This window comes from Rothia sp. HMSC066H02 (genome assembly GCF_001814995.1).
GTDB classification, from domain to species: Bacteria; Actinomycetota; Actinomycetes; order Actinomycetales; family Micrococcaceae; genus Rothia; species Rothia mucilaginosa.
Genome location: NZ_KV818684.1, coordinates 72,998 through 95,747, shown reverse-complemented (window position 1 = coordinate 95,747; position 22,750 = coordinate 72,998). Strand labels below are relative to the sequence as shown.

17 protein-coding genes and 4 tRNA genes are annotated in these 22,750 nt (G+C 62.7%); all 21 read right to left on the bottom strand.

What is annotated here, in order from left to right; all coding sequences use genetic code 11:
- Positions 1-52: 52 nt before the first annotated feature.
- The 21 genes from HMPREF2999_RS05840 to HMPREF2999_RS05740 all read right to left on the bottom strand — a co-directional run bounded on the left by HMPREF2999_RS05840 (position 53) and on the right by HMPREF2999_RS05740 (position 22,630).
- The gene (locus HMPREF2999_RS05840) at positions 53-1,456 is read right to left on the bottom strand and encodes an enterochelin esterase domain-containing protein (RefSeq protein ID WP_141757046.1); all 1,404 of its coding nucleotides are present in this window, start codon (positions 1,454-1,456) and stop codon (positions 53-55) included.
- 555 nt (positions 1,457-2,011) lie between these two features.
- Complete coding sequence (locus HMPREF2999_RS05835) at positions 2,012-2,854, bottom strand: ABC transporter ATP-binding protein (protein WP_070676728.1); 843 nt, start codon at positions 2,852-2,854, stop codon at positions 2,012-2,014.
- A complete protein-coding gene (locus HMPREF2999_RS05830) occupies positions 2,854-3,960 on the bottom strand; it encodes a FecCD family ABC transporter permease (protein ID WP_070676730.1) in 1,107 nt (368 codons plus the stop codon). The genes HMPREF2999_RS05835 and HMPREF2999_RS05830 overlap by 1 nt, the downstream gene beginning before the upstream one ends.
- Entirely contained in the window at positions 3,960-5,027 is a 1,068-nt protein-coding gene (locus HMPREF2999_RS05825) for a FecCD family ABC transporter permease (protein ID WP_083315107.1), read from the bottom strand. Before HMPREF2999_RS05825 ends, HMPREF2999_RS05830 begins: the two co-directional genes overlap by 1 nt.
- A gap of 145 nt (positions 5,028-5,172) precedes the next feature.
- Entirely contained in the window at positions 5,173-6,219 is a 1,047-nt protein-coding gene (locus HMPREF2999_RS05820; protein ID WP_070676733.1) for a plasmid partitioning protein, read from the bottom strand.
- A gap of 178 nt (positions 6,220-6,397) precedes the next feature.
- The gene (locus tag HMPREF2999_RS05815) at positions 6,398-8,413 is read right to left on the bottom strand and encodes a peptidase (protein WP_070697741.1); all 2,016 of its coding nucleotides are present in this window, start codon (positions 8,411-8,413) and stop codon (positions 6,398-6,400) included.
- A gap of 140 nt (positions 8,414-8,553) precedes the next feature.
- The gene (locus tag HMPREF2999_RS05810; protein ID WP_070676737.1) at positions 8,554-9,627 is read right to left on the bottom strand and encodes an ABC transporter substrate-binding protein; all 1,074 of its coding nucleotides are present in this window, start codon (positions 9,625-9,627) and stop codon (positions 8,554-8,556) included.
- Between the two features lie 382 nt (positions 9,628-10,009).
- Positions 10,010-10,705, bottom strand: a complete 696-nt coding sequence (gene rpe / locus HMPREF2999_RS05805; RefSeq protein WP_070676740.1) for a ribulose-phosphate 3-epimerase — start codon at positions 10,703-10,705, stop codon at positions 10,010-10,012.
- Positions 10,706-10,759: 54 nt separating this feature from the next.
- Positions 10,760-12,751: an RsmB/NOP family class I SAM-dependent RNA methyltransferase gene (locus HMPREF2999_RS05800; protein WP_070676742.1), complete on the bottom strand. Its 1,992-nt coding sequence runs from the start codon at positions 12,749-12,751 to the stop codon at positions 10,760-10,762.
- Complete coding sequence (gene fmt / locus HMPREF2999_RS05795; protein ID WP_070676744.1) at positions 12,748-13,716, bottom strand: methionyl-tRNA formyltransferase; 969 nt, start codon at positions 13,714-13,716, stop codon at positions 12,748-12,750. Before fmt ends, HMPREF2999_RS05800 begins: the two co-directional genes overlap by 4 nt.
- A gap of 6 nt (positions 13,717-13,722) precedes the next feature.
- Complete coding sequence (gene def, locus HMPREF2999_RS05790; RefSeq protein ID WP_049337906.1) at positions 13,723-14,328, bottom strand: peptide deformylase; 606 nt, start codon at positions 14,326-14,328, stop codon at positions 13,723-13,725.
- A 380-nt stretch (positions 14,329-14,708) separates the two neighbouring features.
- On the bottom strand, positions 14,709-15,557 hold the full coding sequence (locus HMPREF2999_RS05785; RefSeq protein WP_070676876.1) for a PD-(D/E)XK nuclease family protein: 849 nt from the start codon (positions 15,555-15,557) through the stop codon (positions 14,709-14,711).
- Between the two features lie 108 nt (positions 15,558-15,665).
- Positions 15,666-15,740 (bottom strand) — tRNA-Val (locus HMPREF2999_RS05780).
- 247 nt (positions 15,741-15,987) lie between these two features.
- Positions 15,988-16,060, bottom strand: a tRNA-Glu gene (locus HMPREF2999_RS05775).
- Between the two features lie 22 nt (positions 16,061-16,082).
- Positions 16,083-16,154 (bottom strand) — tRNA-Gln (locus tag HMPREF2999_RS05770).
- Positions 16,155-16,677: 523 nt separating this feature from the next.
- Positions 16,678-16,753: transfer RNA gene (locus HMPREF2999_RS05765), tRNA-Gly, on the bottom strand.
- A 264-nt stretch (positions 16,754-17,017) separates the two neighbouring features.
- Positions 17,018-17,476 carry a hypothetical protein gene (locus HMPREF2999_RS05760; RefSeq protein WP_070676746.1) on the bottom strand — a complete coding sequence of 153 codons (459 nt, stop codon included), beginning with the start codon at positions 17,474-17,476 and terminating at the stop codon, positions 17,018-17,020.
- 2 nt (positions 17,477-17,478) lie between these two features.
- On the bottom strand, positions 17,479-18,990 hold the full coding sequence (gltX, locus tag HMPREF2999_RS05755) for a glutamate--tRNA ligase (RefSeq protein ID WP_070676748.1): 1,512 nt from the start codon (positions 18,988-18,990) through the stop codon (positions 17,479-17,481).
- A gap of 57 nt (positions 18,991-19,047) precedes the next feature.
- On the bottom strand, positions 19,048-19,800 hold the full coding sequence (locus HMPREF2999_RS05750; RefSeq protein WP_070614933.1) for a fumarylacetoacetate hydrolase family protein: 753 nt from the start codon (positions 19,798-19,800) through the stop codon (positions 19,048-19,050).
- Between the two features lie 251 nt (positions 19,801-20,051).
- The gene (locus HMPREF2999_RS05745; protein WP_049354591.1) at positions 20,052-21,149 is read right to left on the bottom strand and encodes a branched-chain amino acid aminotransferase; all 1,098 of its coding nucleotides are present in this window, start codon (positions 21,147-21,149) and stop codon (positions 20,052-20,054) included.
- Positions 21,150-21,574: 425 nt separating this feature from the next.
- Entirely contained in the window at positions 21,575-22,630 is a 1,056-nt protein-coding gene (locus HMPREF2999_RS05740) for a 3-isopropylmalate dehydrogenase (protein ID WP_070599768.1), read from the bottom strand.
- Positions 22,631-22,750: the final 120 nt, after the last annotated feature.

Here is a 22,750-nt window from a genome sequence, read left to right as displayed (position 1 = left end):
CCCACCATGCGGGGTGTGCTCTACCCGTGCAGGATCCCTAGGCGACCTCTCGCTACTCCTCAGCTAAGCTCCGCTCAGCGCGCTCAGCCTCCCGGCGGGCAGCAATAATACGTTCCAACGCCGGCACAATCGCACCGCGCCAGCACGCATAATCGTGACCGCCGTTGAAGGTCGTGCAACACGCATTCTTCAGGCCCAGCTTTTCCAGGCGCTCCTTCAGCTCGCGGTGAGGAGGCACCAGAACCCACTCCTGCTCCCCCACCTCAATCTCAAGGTAAAGGTGGCGCAGGCGGTCGATCTCACCCGCCGCCTCAAGCTCGTCCAGGCGGTCCATGACCTGCGGCTGCCACAGCGACGAAGACTGCGCGATCGCGCCGCCAAACGCCTCCGGGCGGCTCAGCACCGCCAGCAGGGAGGACAGACCGCCCAGCGACTGACCGTTAATCACAATGTTCTGCGGCGCGGTCTTAATGCCGTGCACTGCTTCCAGATGCGGGAACGCGATCTCTACCAGGTAGTCGGCAATCGGGTTGTCGCCGTTCAGCTCCTTCCAGCGGTTCTCACGACCGCCAGAGTGCAGGAAGAACACGTGCATCGCCGGAATACGACCCGCCTCGTGGGCACGGTTGAGGGTGTGCTCCATACCCTGGCTGAACCACATCTCACCGTCGAACTGGATGAACAGCGGCGCATCCGGGGCGGGGTCACCCACGCGGCCGAGCACATACTGGTGACCGTCAGAGGTCTGCATCCACTCGGGGGCGGGCAGCGCGTCAATCTCTTCCTGAGTCAGGAGGAACTCCTGCACCGGCGCGTGCTCAAGCTGCACCACACCCATGCAACGACCGATACGGTTGCACGCGGTCTCGGGGTTCAGCGGGTCGCCCTCGCCGGAGTCCAGGGCGGCGCGCAGGCGCACCTGGTCGTCATCACCCAGCCAGGCGGGGCGCTCGCCGGGTAGCGCCGGCAAGAAGTTATAGGAGGCACGCCAAGTGGTTTCCATCTGCATGCTCAGCTGCCACCAGCCAGTGCCCTCGATGCGGGTCATGAGGGAACGGTCAAGGTTCTTCTCATCGGTCAGGCGGTTGATGAACATGAGCACCTGCTCCGCCTGCTCATTGTGGTACAGGAAGGTGACGATGCGCTCGTTCTCACTGATGCTGCCGTCTTCACGGTGTACCGGCTCGATAATGGGGGTGCCTTCGGAGACGACCTCAACGATGCGGGCGTTCAGCTCTTCGGAGCTGACCGCCTCGGCGATGAGGGCGCTGATGAGGGGGCTGTCCACGCGCGGTGCCGGTACGGGGCGCGGGGTCTTGGGAGGGGTCGGGCGCACGGTCGGCGCAACGGTACGCGGCTGCGCCGAAATAGCCTGTTCAGACGCAACCTGTTCAGAAGTGTTCTGTGCAGAAATACTCTGCGCGGGAACGGTCGCGGTGGGTTCGTGCTCGCCCAACGGTTCCTCCTTGGTCTGTGGAAACACTCAATCGGTGAGAATCGGTGAGGAGGCGCATTATCGTTAGTTAGCCTCCACTACCTCACTCTATGGTATCCCTTACCCAAACTCCCGCCAAAGGAAAAAGCGAAAGAACCAAAACATGACATTCATGACAGCGAGCACGGGTATTTTTCTCGCCTTCTCTCTCGCCTCCTCCACCCTCAATAGGGTCGAAAATTGGGGCGCCAAGAACAGGCTGCACGAATAGGCGGCACAAACCGGGCGGTTAAATGAGATGAGGCACCGAGACCGTGCATCAAACCTCTCAAGTCGCAACTTTCAAAGTCTCATGCGGCAGTCTCGGTGCCTCATCTGCGGGTTCCCAAAATGGAACCTACCCAGTGCTCGGATCCGTTCATGCGTCAAAGACGGGCGAGCACCGGGTAGGCGCCCTACGCGCAGGGGATCCTGGGTCCCTCAGATCCTAGCGTTCACTGCTTGGCGCAATGCCGAGCTTTTCCACCCGTACTGAGACGGTTGGCGCGAACTCCCACGCGGCTTAGGGGCGAAAACTTATTTGCTTTCGCGCGCCGCCGAAATAGCGTCAGCGGCAATATGAATTGTTTGGTTCTCCTTCGGAATAACCAAAGGGGTACCAGTGCATGGATCAGGAATAATGACCGATTGTAGGTCAAAAACTTCCTGAATAAGTTCCGGTGTAATTATTGCACGCGGATCGCCCTGAGCGATAATCCGGCCCTGCTTCATTAACACAACATGAGTAGCATACCTGAAAGCAAGGTTCAGGTCATGCAACACCACGGCTACCGTTCGCCCTTCGGAATGCAATTTCTTCGTCAGGTTCAGAACCTCAATCTGGTGCGTGATGTCCAGGTAGGTGGTCGGCTCATCGAGCAGAATCAGCGGGGTCTGCTGCGCCAGGGTCATGGCAATCCACACGCGCTGACGCTGACCGCCCGAGAGCGCCTCAATGGGGCGTTCCGCAAGCTCCAGCACGTTCGCCGCCTGCATCGCCTCCACGCAGGCGCGCTCGTCCTCATCAGACCAGGAACGCAGCAGCGACTGGTGCGGGTAGCGGCCGCGCGCCACCACATCCGCCACGGTCACGCCGCTAGGCGCCTCCGGGGTCTGCGGCAGCATCGCCAAGATCTTCGCGATGGCACGGGACTTCATCTGCGGCAGCGGGGTGCCGTCCAGGCGAACCTCGCCCTCCTTGAGCGGGTTCACGCGGGCAAGAGCCTTCAAGGTGGTCGACTTACCGCAGGCGTTCGGGCCCAAGATAACGGTCAGATCCCCCTCCGGCACCTGAAAATCTACCCCGTTGAGCACCGTATGCTCACCGTAGGCAACCACCATGTTCTCGCCTTCAAGGCGGGTCGTCACACTAGCGTTCACTAGCTCTTCTTCCTTTCGAGGTAAATCAGGTAAATCAGGTACAGGCCGCCAATCGCGCCGGTCACCACACCCACCTGAATGATGCGTCCGGGAACAGCGAATCGGCCAATCAGGTCAGAGCCGAGCACCATGAGCGCACCCATAAGTGCCGCGGAGGTGAAGCCCACCCCGCCGCTACGAGACAGAGTCTTCGCGATGTGCGGTGCCGCCAAAGCGACGAAGGCAATCGGGCCGGTCGTCGCGGTCGCCAGCGAAACCAGAAGCACACCGATGAACAGAGCCGCCACACGGTACGCGTTCACGCTCACACCCAAACCGGATGCCACCTGGTCACCAAAACGAATCGCGCCCAGCGGGCGGACCAGCATCAGCAGCAGCGGAGTCACCACGAGCAGCAGACCCATCAGCGCGTAGGTGCGCTCCCACGTGATGTCATTGAGCGAACCGGCAAGCCAAGACGCCGCGGTCTGCGCCTGAGTCAGCGAAGCACGCACCACCAGCAGCGCATTGAACGCCGCCAGGGTCGAACCCACACCAATACCGACCAGCACCAAGCGGAAGCCATGCAGGCCCGTACGGCGCGTCAACAACCACACCAGCACCGAAGTCGCCAAGCCACCAACCACAGCGCCCAGAGCAACCTCAACGGGGCCGGAATTGAAGACAATAATCTGCAACAGCGCACCGGTTGCAGCGCCATTCGTGAAACCGATAATATCCGGCGAACCTAGGGCATTACCCGAAATCACCTGGAAAATCGCACCCGACAGACCAAGCGCCGCACCCACCAGAAGCGCCGCCACAATACGCGCCGCACGCTGCTGAGCGAAAGTCACAGCAATCTGCTTACCCTCACCCATCAACGCCGGAATGACCTTCTCCGGGGCGAGCTTATAATCACCCTGCAACATGCCCCAAAACGCCAGCGCCGCAATCAGCACCACCAACGCCACATTCAAAATCAGCACACGCCACGGCACCTGAGCACTCAGCGGACCGCGCACAGTCAACACCGGGCGGCCACCCAAATCGCGGCCGCGACGACGCGCAGAACGATTCGCGGAGCTGGTGACGGTCGCCGTCGAAACAGCGGAAGAATTCGACATCAGAGCGCCTCCACCTTGCGACGGGTCATCAGGAACAGGAAGACCGGAGCACCAGCCAGGGTCGCCACGATGCCCGCCTGCGTCTCCTGCGGGGCTACCAGTACGCGCGCCAGAATATCCGCGCCCAGTAGCCACACCGGCCCCAGCAGGGCCGAGCCGTAGTTCACCCAGCGCACATCGTTACCAAGCAGGGCGCGCACCACGAACGGCACCGCCAAACCCACAAAACCAATCGGACCCACCGCAGCAGTCGCCGCACCCGCAAGCACCGTCACCGCCAGCAACGTCAAATTCTGGGTCGTACGCACACTCACGCCGAGGCTGGTCGCCGCCTCCTCGCCCATACTCAAAGCATTAATCGCAGGAGCCACAAAGAACGCCACCAGCATACCCAGCACAATCACCGGACCCACCGTGGACGCGATATCCATACCGCGACCCTCCAGAGAACCGGAAACCCACAGGCGGAACTCGTTGTACGCATCCTGATTGGCCAGCAGCAAACCCTGTGCGAGCGCCGACAGCGCGGCAGAAATCGCCACACCCGCCAACGCCAGCTTCACGATCGACCCATCACGGCCGCGGCCCAGGGTGTACACCAGCATCGCGGCCAGCGCGCCACCAATCGTCGCGGCAATCATGTACTGCCAAATGCCCATCACGCCAAACGCCACCACGGAGCCGATGACGGCCACCGAGGCGCCGGCGTTCACGCCCATCAGGCCGGGCTCGGCCAGCGGGTTGCGGGTCAGGGATTGCATGAGCGAACCGGCAACCGCCAACGCGGCACCCGCCGCAAGACCCACCAGGGTACGCGGAATACGCTGCTCCATCACAATCGTCTGCGCCTGCTCAGAAGCAGTGCCATTGAAAACAGCCAGAACCTGATCCGGCGGAAGATTATTCGATCCGAACAGCAAAGAAGCAGCTACAGCACCCGCCAAAAGCACCGCAAACAAGAACAGAAAAGCCAGGCGCTTACCCAACTTCTGCCCCTGAATCACAGAACCCTGACGGGACGTACTCTCCTGCTGAACATCTCGGGACAATGAGCTCGTGCGGGCCACTATGCTCCTTATGCTCGATACAAGAAAACAGGGAAGCGCGCCCGGCGCACCCACACCACGCGAGGGGCACCCGGCACACCGGTAGATAATGAGAGAAACGCCGGAGCGGGCGGGATACTCCCCCACCCGCATCCGACGTTAAGTCTTAGCGCTTACGGGCCAGCAGCAGCGCAGCGGCACCCACAATGCTTACGCCCAGAACCACCACGCCAATCCACGGGAACGCAGCACCGTAAGTCACGGTCTGAACGGTGGATGCGGTGTTAGCCGCGCCCGAAGCCGAAGCGCTCGGGTTCGACGCAGTACCGCGCGCAACAGCCGAAGAAGATGCGCTCGCCGAAGCGGTTGCCTTCTTCTGCGCATTTGCAGAAGCCGAAGCAGCAGGCGTAGCGGAAGAGCCAGAGGTGCCGGAGGTACCGGAAGAGTCAGCTTCCGCGTTCAGGCGGTCGTACTCCTCCTTGGTGATGGTGTTGCCGTCAGCGTCGGTGTACACGGTCTCAGCCTCAGCCGCGCCACCTGCAGAACCATTCGAGGAACCGTTCGAACCACCATTGGACGAGGACTCGTTGGAATCGTTAGAGCCCTGAGCCTCGTCTGCAGAGTCTGAGTTGTTAGAGTTCGAGCCGCCATTCGAGGAACCACCGTTACTCTTCGAGCTGGAAGAGCCGCGGTTCGAGGAAGAGCCCGAAGAGTTCGAGGAGGAATTATCCGAACCGCCCTCACCCACCACGGTGAACTCGGGGCTGCGGTTGCTGTACGCCTCAGTACCCAGGTACTTGCCGTCCTTGTCACGCTTCTCACCAGTTGCAAGGAAACGCAGAGTGTGGGTGCCAGCGCCAACATCCGGCAGAATGAAGGAACCGGAGACGTTGCCGTTGCCATCGGTCTTCTGCTGGTGCACCACGCAAGCGCCCTGAGCCGCATCGGAGGGGCACAGGTTACCGTCGTCCACCTTCACGGACACCACAGTATTCGCGGGGAAACCGCTCACGCTAAAGGAAATCACGCCGTGCTCGCTCACAGAAGAGGAAACGGTCGAGGAGGTGCCGGGGGTAGATGCCTTCGCACCGCCCGGAGGCAGAGCGGATGCAGTGCCAACGCCCAAGCCCAGCGCCAGGGTTGCGGCAGCACAGGCGGTCAGCGCCTTAGAGGTCAGGGATGCCTTCGGGGCTCCCGAAAAAGGTGCACGCATGGTGGTCCTTTCAAAATTACCGGGGTCGAAGCTGAACGCTACCGGGTTCGTGGAGGTGCAGTTCAGCGGGTCGTGACCCGAATGGTTGGAGGCACCCGATCCACGCCCCTGTTCAAGGGTGCAGGGTCAAAAGTGTGGAGCGTGGACCGGTGCCGATGTGAATGTGTGGTCAGAAAGCTTACTTCATGGAGGTGCGCAGTAGCAGAGCCGCAGCCAAAACCACCAGACCAGCCGCCGAGAGCAGCAGGTTATTGGCGTTGTTGACCAGCCACTTGGTCAGACCGGTCAGCTCAGTACCCTCAATGGTCGGGCCCTGTGCCTTGGTGCCAGCGGCGGAGTTCTGGGAGCCCTGCGTGTTCTGCGAGTTCTTCGAACCGGCTGCGGCCTTCACAGCCTTCTTCGCCGAAGTGTCGGCCTTCTGCAGGTTGGTTGCCAGGTTCTTCTGCGCGCTCTGAACCTTCGCCTTAGCCTGCACGCGGTTCACGACCGGAGCGGTGCTCTGCGAGAGCGCGGCGAGGGATGCATCCACGTCGGTGGCGCGGGTGCTGATGCGGCCGCCCGCGTTACGCATGGGAACCGGCGCGGTAGAGGTGCTGGTTGCGGGGTTCTCGTTCAGCTCTTCGACCAGCTGGTCGGTGGCGTCCTGCTCATCGCGAGAAACGTCCTGACGAGGGGTAACAGCACGTTCCACGGTCATGTCAGCAAAACCGAGCACCGCATTTTCAGCGCCCTGGTTGCCGTTGTGCACAACCACGCGGTAGGTTGCGGCGGGCATGCTCACGCTGGTTTCGTAGCTGAAGCTGCGGTTGCCATCCAGACGCTTCCAGCCGGAGCCGTAGAGGGTCTGCGGGGAGTTACCGAGGTAGGTTGCGGCGTACACCCAGGTGCCCGGTTCAGCGTTCGGCACGGTCACGGTCACGGTGGAGCCGTCACGGCTCACCTGCACGCCATTACCAGCGGTCAGTTCGGAGGCGTTGACCGGCTCGGGCGCGTCACCGGGGGCGTACTCACCGATGGTGAAGGTGGTGTTGATGCCGCCCTGGCTGTTGGCGCCGCCGTAGGTTCCGGATCGGTCGCCCTCACGCAGGCTACCGGTCAGCAGGCGCAGGGTGTGCTCACCGGAGGCGTACTTTGCCGCGTCTTCGTCATTCTTGAAGACTGCGTTATCGCGGGTGGGCAGGTCAATCCAGGCGTCGATGTGGCCGTTTTCGTCGGGGGTGACGATAGCCCAGATGGTGCGGTTGTCGTTGACCGCGGTGGCGTCGTTACGGGATACCTTGCCGTCGTCAATCTTCAGGCCGATAACGGATGCCTTCTTGTCTTCGGGGTTGCACCAGCCATCACCGGTCAGGTGCAGCTTGCCACCCTGAACCGCCTTGGGGTTCTCAACGGTCAGGCGCGGGGTGAAGGAGTCATCGGCGGGTGCGCAGGTTTTCGAGTCTTCGCTGGGCGCGGGGGTCGGCTCTGCGGTAGGTGCGGGGGTCGGCTCTGCGGTAGGTGCGGGGGTGGGTTCTGCAGTTGTGGAGGGATCCGCAGGGGGCTCTGCAGTCACAGAAGGCTCAGCGGTAGCAGAGGGTTCAGCGGTAGGCTCGGCCGTCGCAGAAGGCTCTGCGGTCGGTGCCGGGCTCGGAGCCGGGTCGCTCAGCGTAATATTCTGCGACACAGATGCACGACGGTCGTAGGTGTTACCGTCCGCATCCGTACCACCCAGGGAGCCGGAAAGCACCTGAATACGGTGGCTGGTACCCTCCACGGTCCAGCCCTTGTTCTTCAGCTGCTCAGCGGTCAGACCGGTGTTTTCGGGGGTCGGCAGGGACACCTCAACCTCAAAAGTGCCGTCCTCTTTGGCGGTTGCCATGAAGTTCGCGGGCGAGTTGCCGCCCTTCTTGGTGATCGGGTTAATCGCCTGGTGCGCTTCATCCGGCAGGGCGTCGAGGAACTTCACGGCGAACACTGCGCCGCGACCGGGTGCGGTGCTGGTAAAGCCGGTGCCGCGCAGCACGAGCTTACCTTCGCGCCACTTCTCGGTGGAGATGGTCACGGCAGCCTTAGCTTCCTGCTGGGTGGCGGCGGGGGTATCCGCGAATGCGAGAGTGGTGCCGGTCAGCGCTGCTCCGGGGGTGATGAGCGCGCCGGCGAGAGCCACGACGGCACCGTAGCGGGCTGCGGTGCGCACGGGTCGAGTTTCGGTCATTGTGGTCCTTGAGGATGGTGTGGTGGGTCGTGCATCCCCTTCCCGCCGCGGTTTTTAGGTCGCGGCGAGAAGGGTGGCGGAAGCTTCAGCGGGTGATTGCTTCACAGGGTATTTAGAACGAGGTGTTCAGAACAGGGCGTTTAGAGCGGAAGTGCCTTCTTGACGTCTTCAATAATGCCCTCGAGCAGCAGCGGGCCGCCGGTGGAGGTCCACTTGGAGCCGTCCACGAGAATCACGTGGTCGTCCTTGACTGCCTTCAGGTTGGTGAAGCCGGAGGTTTCCTTCGCCTTGTTCAGTGCTTCTTCGGCGCCCTGCAGACCTGCGGAGCCCTGCGCGTTCGGGTTCTGCTGGCTTGCGCCGCCGAGGGTGCCCAGGAACATGTAGTCCGCGTCGATGGTTGCCAGGTTCTCCAGGGAGACCGGCTCGGAGTGGCCCTGGCCGTTGCGGTCCTGCGCCTCGGGGCGCTTGAGGCCCAGGTCGGTGAGCACCTGGCCGGCGGGCAGTTCCTTGAGGATCAGGGCGGGGCCGTTGCCTGCCCAGCGGACGATGGAGAAGGTCTTGTCGCCGTACTTGGGGGCGAGCTGATCCTTCAACGTTGCGGCGCTTGCCTCGTATGCCTTGATGACTTCTTCGCCCTTGTCGACCATGTTCATGGCGTTGGCGACGTTACGGAAGTTGATGCGCCAGTCGCCGCCCGCGTAGCCGCAGTAGACCACGGGGGCGATCTTCTTGAGGGTTTCGTAGGTTTCGGAGCGCTTGTCCACGCCGGTGGAGTCGACCAGAATCAGGTCGGGATCAAGGTTGCCGATCTGCTCGTAGTTGACCTGGGCGACGGTGCCGATAATCTGCACGCCCTTGGCGCGGTCAGCAAGGTAGTTGGGTACGCCGGACTGGCCGCGACCGGAGACGGAACCGACGGGGGTCACGCCGAGGGCGAGCAGGCCGTCGAGGGTGGGTTCGGAGAGGACGATAACCTTCTGCGGGTTGGCGGGAACTTCTACGTTCTCGTCGTCAATGTCCTTGATGGTGCGGGTGCCGCTGTTGCCGCCGGAGGTGGAACCGCCGGAAGTGGTGGTCGTGGTGGTCTCGCTGCTGCATGCTGCGAGGGCGAGAGCAGCCGAGGAGGCGAGCGCCAGGCCGAAGAAGGCGCGGCGGTTAACGCCCGATGCGCCGTGGTTTTCGGCGTCGGTCAGCTCGGTTCGGTTGAAAGACATAATTCCCCCTATAAATGACTAAACTATACCTAACCTTACAGATATCTGAGTGTTACATCAAGGCGGGTTCAGCTTGGCTTCTCTGACCGTCAGGATGCCCGGTTTTACCGCGGAATTGCGCGGGTTAACATATTTCACGTTTTGTCATAGTCTTGCTGACACTATGTCATTTAAAAGGGTGGTCCTCCCCACCCTACACCCGCTTGACGGTAACTTCGCCTACGCACCCAAGCGCATACAAAACGCCCCGCCGCGAAGAGCCGCGACGGGGCGCAGACTTCACAACGGGGCATTGAGGTTTTATAGACGCGGGGTGTCATCAATGTGGGCACCATTACTGGCAAGCGCCGCTACAAGCGAGCACTGTTACCGGCGAGCACCGCTAGCAGCCGCAACCGGCGCCGGAACGCTTGACCGATGCGGCCGCCGCACGCAGGGAGGCGATTGCCGCCTCCGGACCGCCGAGCGCCTCGTCCACACCGTAGACCGAGCTACCGGCGACGAAGCAGGTTGCGCCCGCCTCCGCGGCACGCAGGATGGTCTCTTCGGTGATGCCGCCGTCCACCTGCACGGTCACCGGCAGGTTCGCGCCCTCAATCGCCTTGGCGGCGCGGGCGATCTTCGGCAGGGTCACGTCCAGGAACGCCTGGCCGCCGAAGCCGGGTTCCACGGTCATGATCAGCAGCATGTCCAGTTCGCTGAGCATGTCCAGGTAGGGTTCCACGGCGGTTGCCGGGCGCAGCGCCATACCCGCCTTCGCACCCTCAGCACGCAGGGTGCGCGCCAGCTTGATGGGGGCGATAGCCGCCTCCGCGTGGAAGGTCACCGATTCGCAGCCCATGCTGGCGTATTCGGGTGCCCAACGGTCGGCGTCCTCAATCATCAGGTGCACGTCGAACGGCACCGGGGAGATTTCACGCAGACGCTTGACCACCGGCGGGCCCCAGGTGAGGTTGGGGACGAAGTGGTTGTCCATCACGTCAATATGCGCGGCGTCTGCGGTGGAAATGCGCTCCAGCTCGCGCTGCAGGTTCGCGAAATCCGCCGAAAGAATCGACGGGTTAATGGCAATACCCATGGGGTTCCTTTCAAATCCGTGCCGTATGGCGGATGATGCTAGGCGGTGAAGCGGCTAGTTCTTACGCAGCAGGGCGAGGAACATGGCGTCGGTTCCGTGCACGTGCGGCCACAGCTGTGCGGTGGTCGGGTTCTCCGAAGCCTTCACGACCGGCGCACCCTTCTTGACCTTGATCTCGGGGGTGTGGCCGGGGTCCTTCTTCCCCGCCAGCACGCTCACGGGTTCGCCGTTCGCGCCTTCGGTGTGCAGGGCGACTTCGCGCAGTGCGGCGGCGGAGTCGAGCAGGCTGACCGCGCCGCTTTCGAGCACCTCGGCAACAATGTTCTGGGTTTCTGCCGCGTGCGGGGAGCAGGTCACGTAGGCGATGACGCCGCCGGGGCGGGTCGCCTCAATGGCTGCGTCCAGGAGCTGACGCTGCAGGGGCAGTAGCTCCGCGATGTCGCGCGGGGACTTGCGCCAGCGTGCCTCGGGGCGGCGGCGCAGGGCACCCAGACCGGAGCAGGGCACATCCACCATCACGCGGTCGAAAAGCTGACCGGGCTCAATGGAACCGGGCAGGTCGGAGGCGTTCTTGCGCAGCGTCTCGCGGATCTGGCGGCCGTCGCCGGTGAGCACCGTGTAGCTGTCCTCGGGCAGGGGGCGCATGGAGGATTCCACGAGCTGCGCGCGGTGCGGTGCCGCCTCGTTGGCGACCAGGGATGCGCCGCGCTGAATACCGAGCGCGCCGAGCAGCGCCGCCTTACCGCCGGGGCCTGCGCACAGGTCGAGCCATGCGGTGTCGGTGCCGTCCAGGGGTGCTGCGGCGAGCGCGCGTGCCACCAGCTGGGAGCCGGCATCCTGCGCGCGGACGGTGCCTTCACGTACGGATTCCAGGCGTGCCAAGTCGCCGGAGGCGTACAGCGCCGAACTTTCAACCAGCTCGCCATCCACGGCGCCCTGTTCGCGTGCCTCGTCGAGGCTACCCAGGCCAGGCAGCGCAACCAGGTTCACCACGGGGGCGAGGTTGTCCGCTTCGAGCAGCTGCTCAATTTCGGAGGCGGGGCGGCCGTGCGCGACGAGTGCCTGGCGCATGGAACGCACAATCCAGCCGGGGTGCGAGGCGAGCAGCGCCATGCGCTCGGTGTCGTCCTTGGCGTCCTCGATGATGAGTTCGTACCATTCTTCGGGGGTGCGCTCGGAGACTCGGCGTAGCACCGCGTTGATGAAGCTTGCCGGGCCCGCACCGATCTTTTCGCGTGCCAGGGACACGCTCTGGTTCAGTGCCGCGTGGGCGGGAACGCGCATATTCAGCAGCTGGTGCACACCCATGCGCAGCACGATGAGGGTGGTGGTGCCAACCTTCTCGATGGGGCGGTCTACGCAGCGGCTGAGGATTGCGTCGTAGGTGCCCTGGTGGCGTAGCGTGCCGTAGGTCAGCTCGGTTGCGAAGCCTGCGTCGCGGTGGTCAAGGCGGTGGCTACGAATCGCCTTGGGCAGCACGAGGTTCGCGTAGGCGTCAGATTCGGCAACGGAGCGCAATACGTCGAAGACGGTTGCGCGTGCGGTGTCTGCGGTACGCGAGCGTGCGGAGGGTGCCGCCGCGGAGAATTCGCGGGCGGACATGGAGCGGCGGTTGCGTTCGTGGCCGCTCTTATTGCGCTGGGAGGTGCCGCCGCCACCGCGTTTGGTGTCGTCGTGCTCGGTCTTGGCGCGGCGTGCGGCGCGTTCGACGCTGGTCAGGCCGTCAAAGCGGCGGCCGGTGCGGGATCCGCTGCGGGAGTTGTTGTCCCACTTCTGCGGGCGGCCCTGCGAGCTTTGATTCTGGGAGCGCTGGTTCTGAGTACGCTGGGAGCTCTGGGACTGCTGGCGGTTCTGCTCGCTCACACCAGAGCCGCTGCCAGCGCCGGAGCGGCGGCGACGCTTACGCTTCGCACCGCCCTCACCCTGACCGCCGCCCTGATTGAACTTACCCTGACCGCTACCCTGGCCGAACTTGCCGTTGCCAGCGTTACCGGAGTGACCGGGCTTGCCGTGTCCTCCCTTGTAAGGGCGCTTTTCGTTGCTCATGCGAGTACCACCAGGCCTTCCGCCATGTCCTTGCCAGCGCCGCGAGCCCACGCGGGCGCATCCATCATTTTCTTACCGGCAGGCTGAACCTGCAGCAGCATCAGGGGTTTGGTACCGGTGCCGACCAGTACCTTCTTCGCGTGCAGACGCACCGCACCGGGTGCGAGGGGGCCGCCGTTCGCCTCGGTCAGGGACTGCACCAGGCGCTCATCGGCAACCGCCAGACCACCAATCTTGAAGCGGTTTTCGCCCAGTTCGCACCATGCGCCGGGTTCGGGGGTCACGCCGCGGAAACGTGCCAGGATCTGCTCGGCGGGTTCGGTCCAGGTGAGGCGGCCGTCGGCAATGCTCATCTTGGAGGCGTAGCTAACAGAGTCGTCCTCGACCTGCACGGTGCCGTTCTCGCCCGCTTCGAGGCGTTCGAAGGTGCGTTCAAGCAGTGCGCCGCCGCTGGTTGCGAGGCGCATCAGCACGGTGCCTGCGGTGTCGTCGGCGGCTACGGGGGTGGATTCCTGTTCGAAGGTGGGGCCGGTGTCCAGGCCTTCTTCGAGCAGGAAGGTGGTGGAGAAAATTTCTTGCTCACCGGCGATGAGGGCGCGCTGCACGGGGGCGGCGCCGCGCCATGCGGGCAGCTTGGAGAAGTGCAGGTTGACCCAGCCGTAGCGCAGGGATTCGAGCGCGGGCAGCGGCAGCAGGGCACCGTAGGCGACCACGGCGGCTGCGTCAGCGTTCAGCTCAGCGATGGCTGCGGCGGCTTCGTCGTTCCAGCGGTTTGCCTTCACGATGGGCAGGCCGAGCTCTTCGGCGCGCTGCGCGACCGGGGAGGGGGTGAGCACGCGCTTGCGGCCCACGGGGGCGTCTTCGCGGGTGAGCACGCCGACCACGCGAACCTTATCGGAGTTCGCCAGGTAGTCGAGCGGGGGCACGGCAACCTCGGGGGTGCCTGCGTAAATAATGTTGAGCATGTGAGCCTACTTTCCGAAGCTACCGAAGGAGGAACCAGCAGAACCGGCACCGAACGCACCGCCGCCGCCGAAGGCACCGCCCACGCGGGTTGCACGCTCGGTCACGGTCTTCGCGGCGACATTGTTGTAGTCTGCTGCGCGCAGGGCACGCATCACGCGCTGGCGGTCTTCACCCACGAGGCGGTCGATGAACAGCTTGCCGTGCAGGTGGTCGGTTTCGTGCTGCAGCATGCGCGCAAACAGGCCCTCACCCTCCAGTACGAGGGGCTCACCGTGGCGGTCCACGCCGGTCACGCGCGCCCAGTTCTTGCGCGGGGTCGCGGACTTCTGACCGGGCACGGACAGGCAGCCTTCGCCGCCTTCCTGGTCTTCTTCGCCGACTTCGAGCACGGGGTTGATGATGTAGCCTTCGCGGTCGTCAATGCCGCCGAAGGTGAAGATCTGCTTGGAGATGCCAACCTGCGGGCCGGCAAGGCCCACGCCGCCCACGTCGTACATAGTTTCTAGCATGTCGTCGATGAGTCGTGCCAGGTCGTCGTCGAAGACGGTGATGGGGTCGCAGACGCTGCGCAGCACCGGGTCGCCTACGGTGCGGATGCTCAGGATGGTCATGGTTCTCCTTTGCCGGCGGGGTGCCGGGAATGTGCTTACGGATTTCAATATGGCGGCAGAACTGCGCGGTTGGACCTCGCGGGTGAAACTTCGCTGGCGGACTCTCTCGGCAGGAGGGTTCGCCCAGTAGCGGATTCTTCACAGCGGGCACATTCTTCACAGCAGGTGCGCCGTTCTGCCTATTGTTCTATTGTCGCCGATTCAGTAGCGCGAATCTAGAACGAATCGAGGCGCTGGGGGTGGAGGCGGCAGGGTGAGGGCTGAGCCTCACCTCCCAGCGCTCATCTCCCCGTGCTCACCTCCTCAGGGGGTTTGAGCCTCTCCCCTATACCCGCTACTCCCCTATGCCGCCCAGTCTTCTAGTCGGCGGGGGTGCTGGCCTATGCCGCGGGCGGCGGTACTACGGGCATGAGCGCAGGGTCTTCAAATTCTTGGACCTGGCGGTCGAATTCCCAGACGCGGCGCAGGGCGCAGAACTTGTACCAGTTGCGTTCGAGCACGGCGGGGTTTGCCTGCTGCGGCAGCACCTGCGTTTCGCCGAGGGCTACGCCCATGAGGACGGGCGCGTCGCCGTATTTCCAGGGTTCCCAGGCGCCTTCGTCGGGGTCGACGAGGGATTCTTCGGCTTTGAGTCCGGCTACGAGCTGCATGACGACTTTTTCGTCGAGTGCTTTGACGCGGCCGCGTTTGTCGGTGCCTTTGGTTTTGTAGTCGATGATGCAGGTTCGGCCTGCGATTTCTGCGACGAGGTCGAGGGTTCCCGCGTAGCCGACGGTGTCGTTCCAGATGGTGACTTCGGCGGCGAGGGGGCGGGGTTTGAAGGCTTCCCACCATTCGTCGAAGCGGTCGGCGTAGGCTTGTTCGCCGTTGATGATGAGCTGTTCGCGGCTTTCGTCGAGGTTGTGTTCGCGGCCCATGGCGCGCAGGGCGACGGCTTCGGCGTAGTTGTGGACGCGGTCGCCTCGGGCGGCGGCTGCGTCGCGGTATCGTTCGGAGGCGCTGGCTGCGTCGCGGATGATGGCGAATTTGAGGCCGTGGGATCCGGTGGCGCGGTAGGCGCGCTGGTCTTCGAGGGCGGCTTTGGCGGCCATGTACCCGTGCCAGCCGCTGAGGTCGTTGGCGTGCTGCCCGATGACGGTGGTGATGGAGGGGACGAGGGGTTCTCCTCCGCGGACGCGCGCGTACATGCGTCCGTAGTCGGTGGCTGCGGCGAGTTCGGGTGTTGTCACGGGGTACCTCATTCTCGGGTGGTTGTGTCCGCGGCTGGGTTTGTACTGCTTGTGGGCACAAATACCGGTGGGCATAATAAAACCCCCGTTCCTTGAAACGGGGGTTATTGGTGCGTGATACTGGGTTCGAACCAGTGACCTCTTCGGTGTGAACGAAGCGCGCTACCACTGCGCCAATCACGCTTACGGATAAGACTATACCGAGGCTTGGCGTGAAGGTCAAATTTTACGCTCCCCTTTTTTCTTCCCGTTTCTTTCCCGCCGAGAAGCCACTTGTGTTTCGAAAAGCCACAAAAATAGTGGCTTCTCGAAACACTTGTGGCTTTTCGAGGAGTATGCGGCGGCACCATAGAATCTAAAAGATCTTCCGACAGATACAGATATAAATAAAAAAGCCTGGCTTCCGAAGAAACCAGGCTTTTTCCTAGTGTGACCCCAACCGGATTTGAACCGGTGTTGCCGCCGTGAGAGGGCGGAGTACTAGGCCGCTATACGATGGGGCCGCAACCTCCGTTAGGAGGTTAGCTGGGATACCAGGACTCGAACCTAGAACAAAGGAACCAGAAACCTTCGTGTTGCCAATTACACCATATCCCATTACTCTATTGAGTTACCGTTCCGTTTTTCACCTTTCGGCTTTTCACCGGAACGAGTAATAACTATACAGGTCTTTCTGGAGGCGTGCAAGCCGAAATCTGGAGAGCCGCCTCACATTCACGGTTTTATGCCCGCTACTTCCGCGTGTTTCCGGGGTTTTTGGAGTTAAAAAGTTTTTTAAATTTCTTCAAAAGGAGGGTTTTGGGGCCGATTTTCACCCTTCACAGCAGCTCCGAGGTGGCTCGGAGAGCAGTTTTACCCCCTCCCCCGCACGCTTTGCATCCCAAATTTTTTTGAAGATTTTTCCTACACTGCCTTCCGGTAGCCAGATGACCAGGCAGTCAGATCGTCAGATAACCAACGCAGCCTGGCGGCCAACCCACCCAAGTAACCACCTCGGGAAAGACCACAGGACTCCCGCCCCGCACCTCCAAAAACTAAACCTCCCGGAGACAATAAAACCCCGAAGGTGACAAAAAACCAGAGACAACGAAAAGCCCCGAGGCGAACCTCGGGGCTTGAGTGGAGCGGTTGACGAGACTTGAACTCGCGACATCCACCTTGGCAAGGTGGTGCTCTACCAACTGAGCTACAACCGCATGTTTTCGCTTTGAACTTTTCAGTTCGTCGCAACAACAGGTACTACTATACGAGCCTTTACCGGGGTGCGCAAACCAAATTCTTGCTACACTCCCTCAAATGGAGCCAGATTCACCTCCGCAAAAGATACCGACTAGTAGTTTTACAGGAAATACCCATCACAAAAAATATTCTCAAATTTATGAAAAATCCCCTTATCCGCCGGGTTTCCTTCAGACCTTTCGGTCGTCAGATTCCCGCTGGATAAGGGGATTCTCTAGAGCTTAGTCGCTGCTACCGCCAGAGTCGCCTCCACCGGAATCGCCGCCGCCAGAGTAGTCGGAGCTGCTGTAGCTGCTGTAATCCGAACTGCTGGAGCTGCTGGAGCTTCCGGCGTCGAAGTCGCCCGCGTCCGGGTCGGGGCCCGGGTCCACGAAGTCGTCTTCGTCGTCCTCTTCACGCGAAGAGTCCGAGGTGTCTACGCCGTCAGACGAACTGCTCACGTCGCCGCCGCGGGCGTGCCGTGCCTGAGCTTCTTGAGCGTTCAGGGCGGCGCGCGCCTCGAAGTAGGCAGTCACGTATCCGAAGGCTGCCGCAACGACAACAGCGACCACCATCAAGACGGACTTGTCCATGTTGGCGATGTACAGAATCAGCCAGATAATGCAGGCGTTGGTGAGCGCCATGAGGGTGCCCTTGAGCAGCGCCTTGCCGATGATGGATTGGTTATTCGGCTGGCTCATGGTTAGCTCAGTTCAGCGGCAAGCTTGCGCAGGCGTGCGAGGGAGGATTCCTTACCCAGGATTTCCATGGATTCGAACAGCGGCGGGGAGATACGCTCACCGGACACTGCGATACGCACGGGGCCGAATGCGAGGCGCGGCTTGATTTCCAGGCCGTCGACGATTGCGGCGCGCAGGGCTGCCTCAATGTTGGCTGCGGTGAAGTCCTCGAGGGGCTCCAGAGCCTCGATTGCGGCGGCGAGGACCTGCGGTGCGGATTCCTTGAGCTGCTTGCGTGCGTCGTCTGCGGTGCTGATTTCTTCGTCAGCCTTGAAGAGGAATGCGAGCAGGCCGGGTGCTTCGCCGAGCAGCTGCATGCGCTCCTGGACGAGGGGCGCAGCTTCGGTGAGGACCTGCTCTTCACGCTCGGTGAGGGTCTCGCCGAGTACGCCTGCAGCCTGCAGGTACGGGATGAGGCGGTCGCGGAAGTCCTTGGGGTCGAGCGCACGGATGTGGTCGCCGTTGATGGACTCTGCCTTCTTCACGTCGAAGCGTGCGGGGTTGGCGACAACGTCGTGTACGTCGAAGTGCTCGACGAGCTCGTCGATGCTGAAGACGTCCTGGTCTGCGGAGAGGGACCAGCCCAGCAGGGACAGGTAGTTCAGCAGGCCTTCCTTGATGAAGCCGGAGTCGCGCAGCAGGAAGAGGTTCGACTCGGGGTCGCGCTTGGAGAGCTTCTTGTTGCCCTGGCCCATGACGTAGGGCAGGTGGCCGAATTCGGGGATGAAGCTGGTCACGCCGGTGTCGACGAGTGCGCGGTAGAGCGCAATCTGGCGCGGGGTGGAGGAGAGCAGGTCTTCGCCGCGCAGCACGTGGGTGACGCCCATGAGCGCGTCGTCAACGGGGTTCACGAAGGGGTACAGCGGGTCGCCGTTAGAGCGGACGACCACGTAGTCGGGCACGGTACCGGCCTTGAAGGTGATTTCACCGCGAACGAGGTCGTTGAAGGTGATGTCTTCGTCGGGCATGCGCAGGCGCCACACGGGCTTACGGCCCTCGGCGCGGTAGGCTTCCTTCTGCTCTTCGGTGAGGTTGCGGTCGTAGTTGTCGTAGCCGAGCTGCGGGTCCTGACCGGCTGCCTTGCGGCGTTCCTTCACCTCGTCGGGGGTGGAGAAGTCTTCGTACACGTAGCCGCCTTCAACGAGCTTTTCGAAGATCTCGTTGTAGATGCCTGCGGTCTTACGCTCGGACTGGCGGTAGGGCTCGTGCGGGCCGCCGACGCCCACGCCTTCGTCCCAGTTGATGCCGAGCCAGTGCAGGGATTCGAGCACCTGGTTGAACGACTCTTCGGAGTCGCGTGCTGCGTCGGTGTCTTCGATGCGGAAGATCAGCTTGCCGCCGGTGTGGCGTGCGTACGCCCAGTTGAAGAGGGCGGTGCGGACCATGCCCACGTGCGGGGTGCCGGTGGGCGAGGGGCAGAAGCGGACGCGGGTGTCTGCGGGGCTGTTGAGTACGGGACCGTGGTATTCGGTCATGATGTCTCCTTGACGGTGTGTTTCAGGATGTACGTTACGTTTTTGGGTGCGGGCGGCTTAGTCGCGCACGCGGGTGACGAGGGAGCCGATGCCTTCGACTTCGACCTCTACTTCGTTGCCGTCGCGCAGTACGCTGATGCCGGCGGGGGTGCCGGTGAGCAGTACGTCGCCGGGCAGCAGGGTGAAGATTTCGGAGGCTGCGGCAACCTGTTCGGCTACGGAGTAGTGCATTTCGGAGGTGTTGCCTTCCTGCACGACGTCGCCGTCAACCCAGGTGGTGATGTTCAGCGAGTCGGTGTCCAGATCGGTTTCAATCCAGGGGCCGAGCGGGGTGGCGCCGTCGAAGCCCTTGGCGCGGGTCCACTGGCGGTCCTCGAGCAGGTCGCGGGCGGTGAGGTCGTTGGCTACGGTGTAGCCGAAGATGACTTCGTGCACGCGCTCAAGAGGCACGGACTTGGCGATACGACCGATAATGACGGCGAGTTCACCTTCTGCGCTGACGGCTTCGGAGTACTCGGGCAGGGTCACAGGGTCGCCGGGGCCAATCACGGTGGTGTTGGGCTTGAGGAAGAACTGCGGGGAGGCGGGCGCCTCGGTTCCTGCCCAGTTTGCGATCGCTCCAATCACCTTGGAGCGGGGGATGATCGGGGCGAGCAGGCGCACCTGGTCGATGGGGTAGGTGGTGCCGGTCGGTTCGATGCCCGAGTAGAAGGGGTCGCCGGCGAGTACGCGCAGGGTTTCTTCGCCTGCGTCGCCTTCTACCAGCCCGAAGTGGAGCTCATTATTTACGGTAAATCGTGCAATACGCATACTTTCTAGGGTACCAGCCTTCGAGGGTATGAGCGGCGGGCGGAATTGGCAAGGCAGGTTTTAGCCCGGCGGGGTTCAACACTATTAGGTTCGGGGGGGTGCGCCTCCCCTCCCCTGTCATCGCGCTATCAACGCCGCGCGCAATATTCGCTGAGCACAGCACTGACCGGGCACAGCGAATCCCCGCGGGTGCGCGTTCCGGGTGCGGGCGCATCCTGCGGGGATTTCGCTGGTTACGTTAGATTCACGTTTTAGATGAGGCGGGTCATCCAGCCGTGGCGGTCCTCAACGGTGCCGAGCTGAATGCCGACGAGCTCTTCGCGCAGGCTCTTGGAGATTTCGCCGAAGTGCTCGGTGGGTGCCGGGATTTCGAAGTCTTCTGCCTTGAGCTTGCCGATGGGCGCGACCACTGCTGCGGTGCCGCAAGCGAAGATTTCGGTGATGTCGCCGTTTGCCACGCCTTCACGCCACTCGTTGAGGGTGATAGCGCGCTCCTCCACGGTCATGCCGCGGTCCTTAGCGAGCTGAATCAGCGAGGAGCGGGTCACACCCTCCAGGATGGTGCCGGTCAGTTCGGGGGTGACGATCTTGTTTTCCTTGCCGAAGATGAAGAACACGTTCATGCCGCCGAGCTCTTCGATGGCGTCGCCGCGGTGCGGGTCCTTGAAGATGACCTGCTTGCAGCCGTGCTTTTCACCTTCGGTCTGGGCGATCATGGATGCTGCGTAGTTACCGCCGCACTTTGCCGCACCGGTACCGCCTTCGCCTGCACGGGCGTAGGTGGTGGAGAGCCAAATGTCCACGGGTTCGGGAGTGCCGAAGTAGTTACCTGCGGGCGAGCCAATCACGTGGTACTGCACGTGGCGTGCGGGGCGAACACCGAGGAACGCCTCGGTTGCGATCATGAAGGGGCGGAAGTAGAAGGCTTCACCGTCGCCGGTGGGAACCCACGATTCGTCCGCCTTAATCAGCTGGCGCAGGGACTCAATGAAGGTCTCGGCGGGCAGCTGCGGCAGGGAGAGACGATGTGCGGAGTTCGCGAAGCGTGCCGCGTTCTTTTCGGGGCGGAAGGTCCACACGGAACCGTCAGCGTGACGGTAGCCCTTGATGCCCTCGAAGATTTCCTGGCCGTAGTGGAACACGGATGCTGCGGGGTCGAGGACGAGCGGGCCGTAGGGGCGAACTCGTGCGTCGTACCAGGTGCCGCCGGTCTTGTAGTCGCCTTCCCAGTCGATGGTGACCATGTGGTCGGTGAAGTAGTCACCGAAGCCGGGGTTTGCAAGGATTTCGGCGCGGCGTTCGGCGGTGGCGGGTGACTGGTTTGCTTCGTGGCTGAATTCGATGGCCATCGTTCTGCGTTCCTCTTTGTCTAGTTGCTTTTGCAGGCGTTCTTTGATTCGCGGTTCTTGCGTCGGGGCGTAGAGCCGGTGTGTGCCGCCGGGCGCGTTGTCGTGCGGGGCAGATGGTGCATCTAGCGGTCTGTGCTAGTCGGATGCATTGCAGTGAGTGGTGGAGGGTGTCCACCGCCGAGGTGCCGGGCGGGTGTGCCTGACCTGTTTAGAGTACCGGAAAGATGCGTTTGCCGCATGCGCACCTTTTCTCCCATTCAGGATGTGAACAGGTGGGATTCGGCGGGCTTGTTGGAAGTTAGGTATCGGAGATGCCCTCCCCATCTTTTGTAGCTAGGTACGGGTGAAGCCCGGAAGGTGCGTTCCTTCCGGGCTTCACTAGCGTAGTTCACGTTTTAGCCGAGCCAGTTTTAGCCGGGCAAGTATTAACCGAGGCGTGCGAGCACGTCCGCGCCGACCTGGTCGGTTCCGCGCACGCTCGCGCCGTTCTCGCGCATATCTGCCTCGACAGCGTCCTCAATGCGGGCTGCGGCGGCGTCGTGGCCGAGGTGGCGCAGCAGCATTGCGCCGGCGAGGATTGCGGCGGTGGGGTTTGCCTTGTTCTGGCGGGCGATGTCCGGTGCGGAGCCGTGTACGGGCTCGAACATGGAGGGGAATTCGCCGACGGCGTTGATGTTGCCGCTTGCCGCGTAGCCGATACCGCCGGTGACTGCACCTGCGAGGTCGGTGATGATGTCGCCGAAGAGGTTGTCGGTGACGATCACATCGAAGCGTGCGGGGTCGGTGACCATGAAGATGGTGGTCGCGTCAATGTGCAGGTAGTCGGTCTCAACCTCGGGGAATTCAGCCGCGATTTCGGTGAAGTAGCGGTTGTAGAGGCGACCTGCGTGGGTGAGCACGTTGGTCTTGTGCACGAGGGTGACCTTCTTGCGGCGGGTGGACGCCAGCTCGAAGGCGTAGCGCACCAGGCGCTCCACACCGTGTGCGGTGTTGAGGGAGACTTCGGTGGCGATTTCGTGGGGGGTGCCCTGGCGAATCACGCCGCCGTTGCCGATGTAGGGGCCTTCGGTACCTTCACGCACAACGACGAAGTCAATGTTGCCGGGGTTGGCAAGCGGGGAAACTGCGCCGGGGTACAGACGGGAGGGGCGCAGGTTGATGTAGTGGTCGAAGGCGAAGCGCAGCTTCAGGAGCATTTCGCGTTCGATGAGGCCGGAGGGAATCTTGCCGCTGCGCGGGTCTGCACCGATGGCGCCGAAGAGGATCGCGTCGTGCTGTTTGAGGGCGTCCATGGTGGAGTCGGGCAGGGTTTCACCGGTTTCCAGCCAGTGCTCAGCGCCGAGCTTGTAGTGGGTGGGGGTTACGGTGATGTTTTCGAGCTCGCAGGCACGGGTGAGGATGCGCTGGGCTTCGGTAATGATTTCGGGGCCGATGCCGTCGCCGGGGATGACGGCGAGGTCGATGCTACGTGCTTCAGTCATGCCTCTACCGTAATACGCGCCGCGGGTGGGCGGTAGAGTGTGCGGGCGGGTTCTCAGACTCTGGGCTAGACGGGTACTGCCAGTTAAAACGATATTCCCCGGCTGAATATTCAGCCGGGG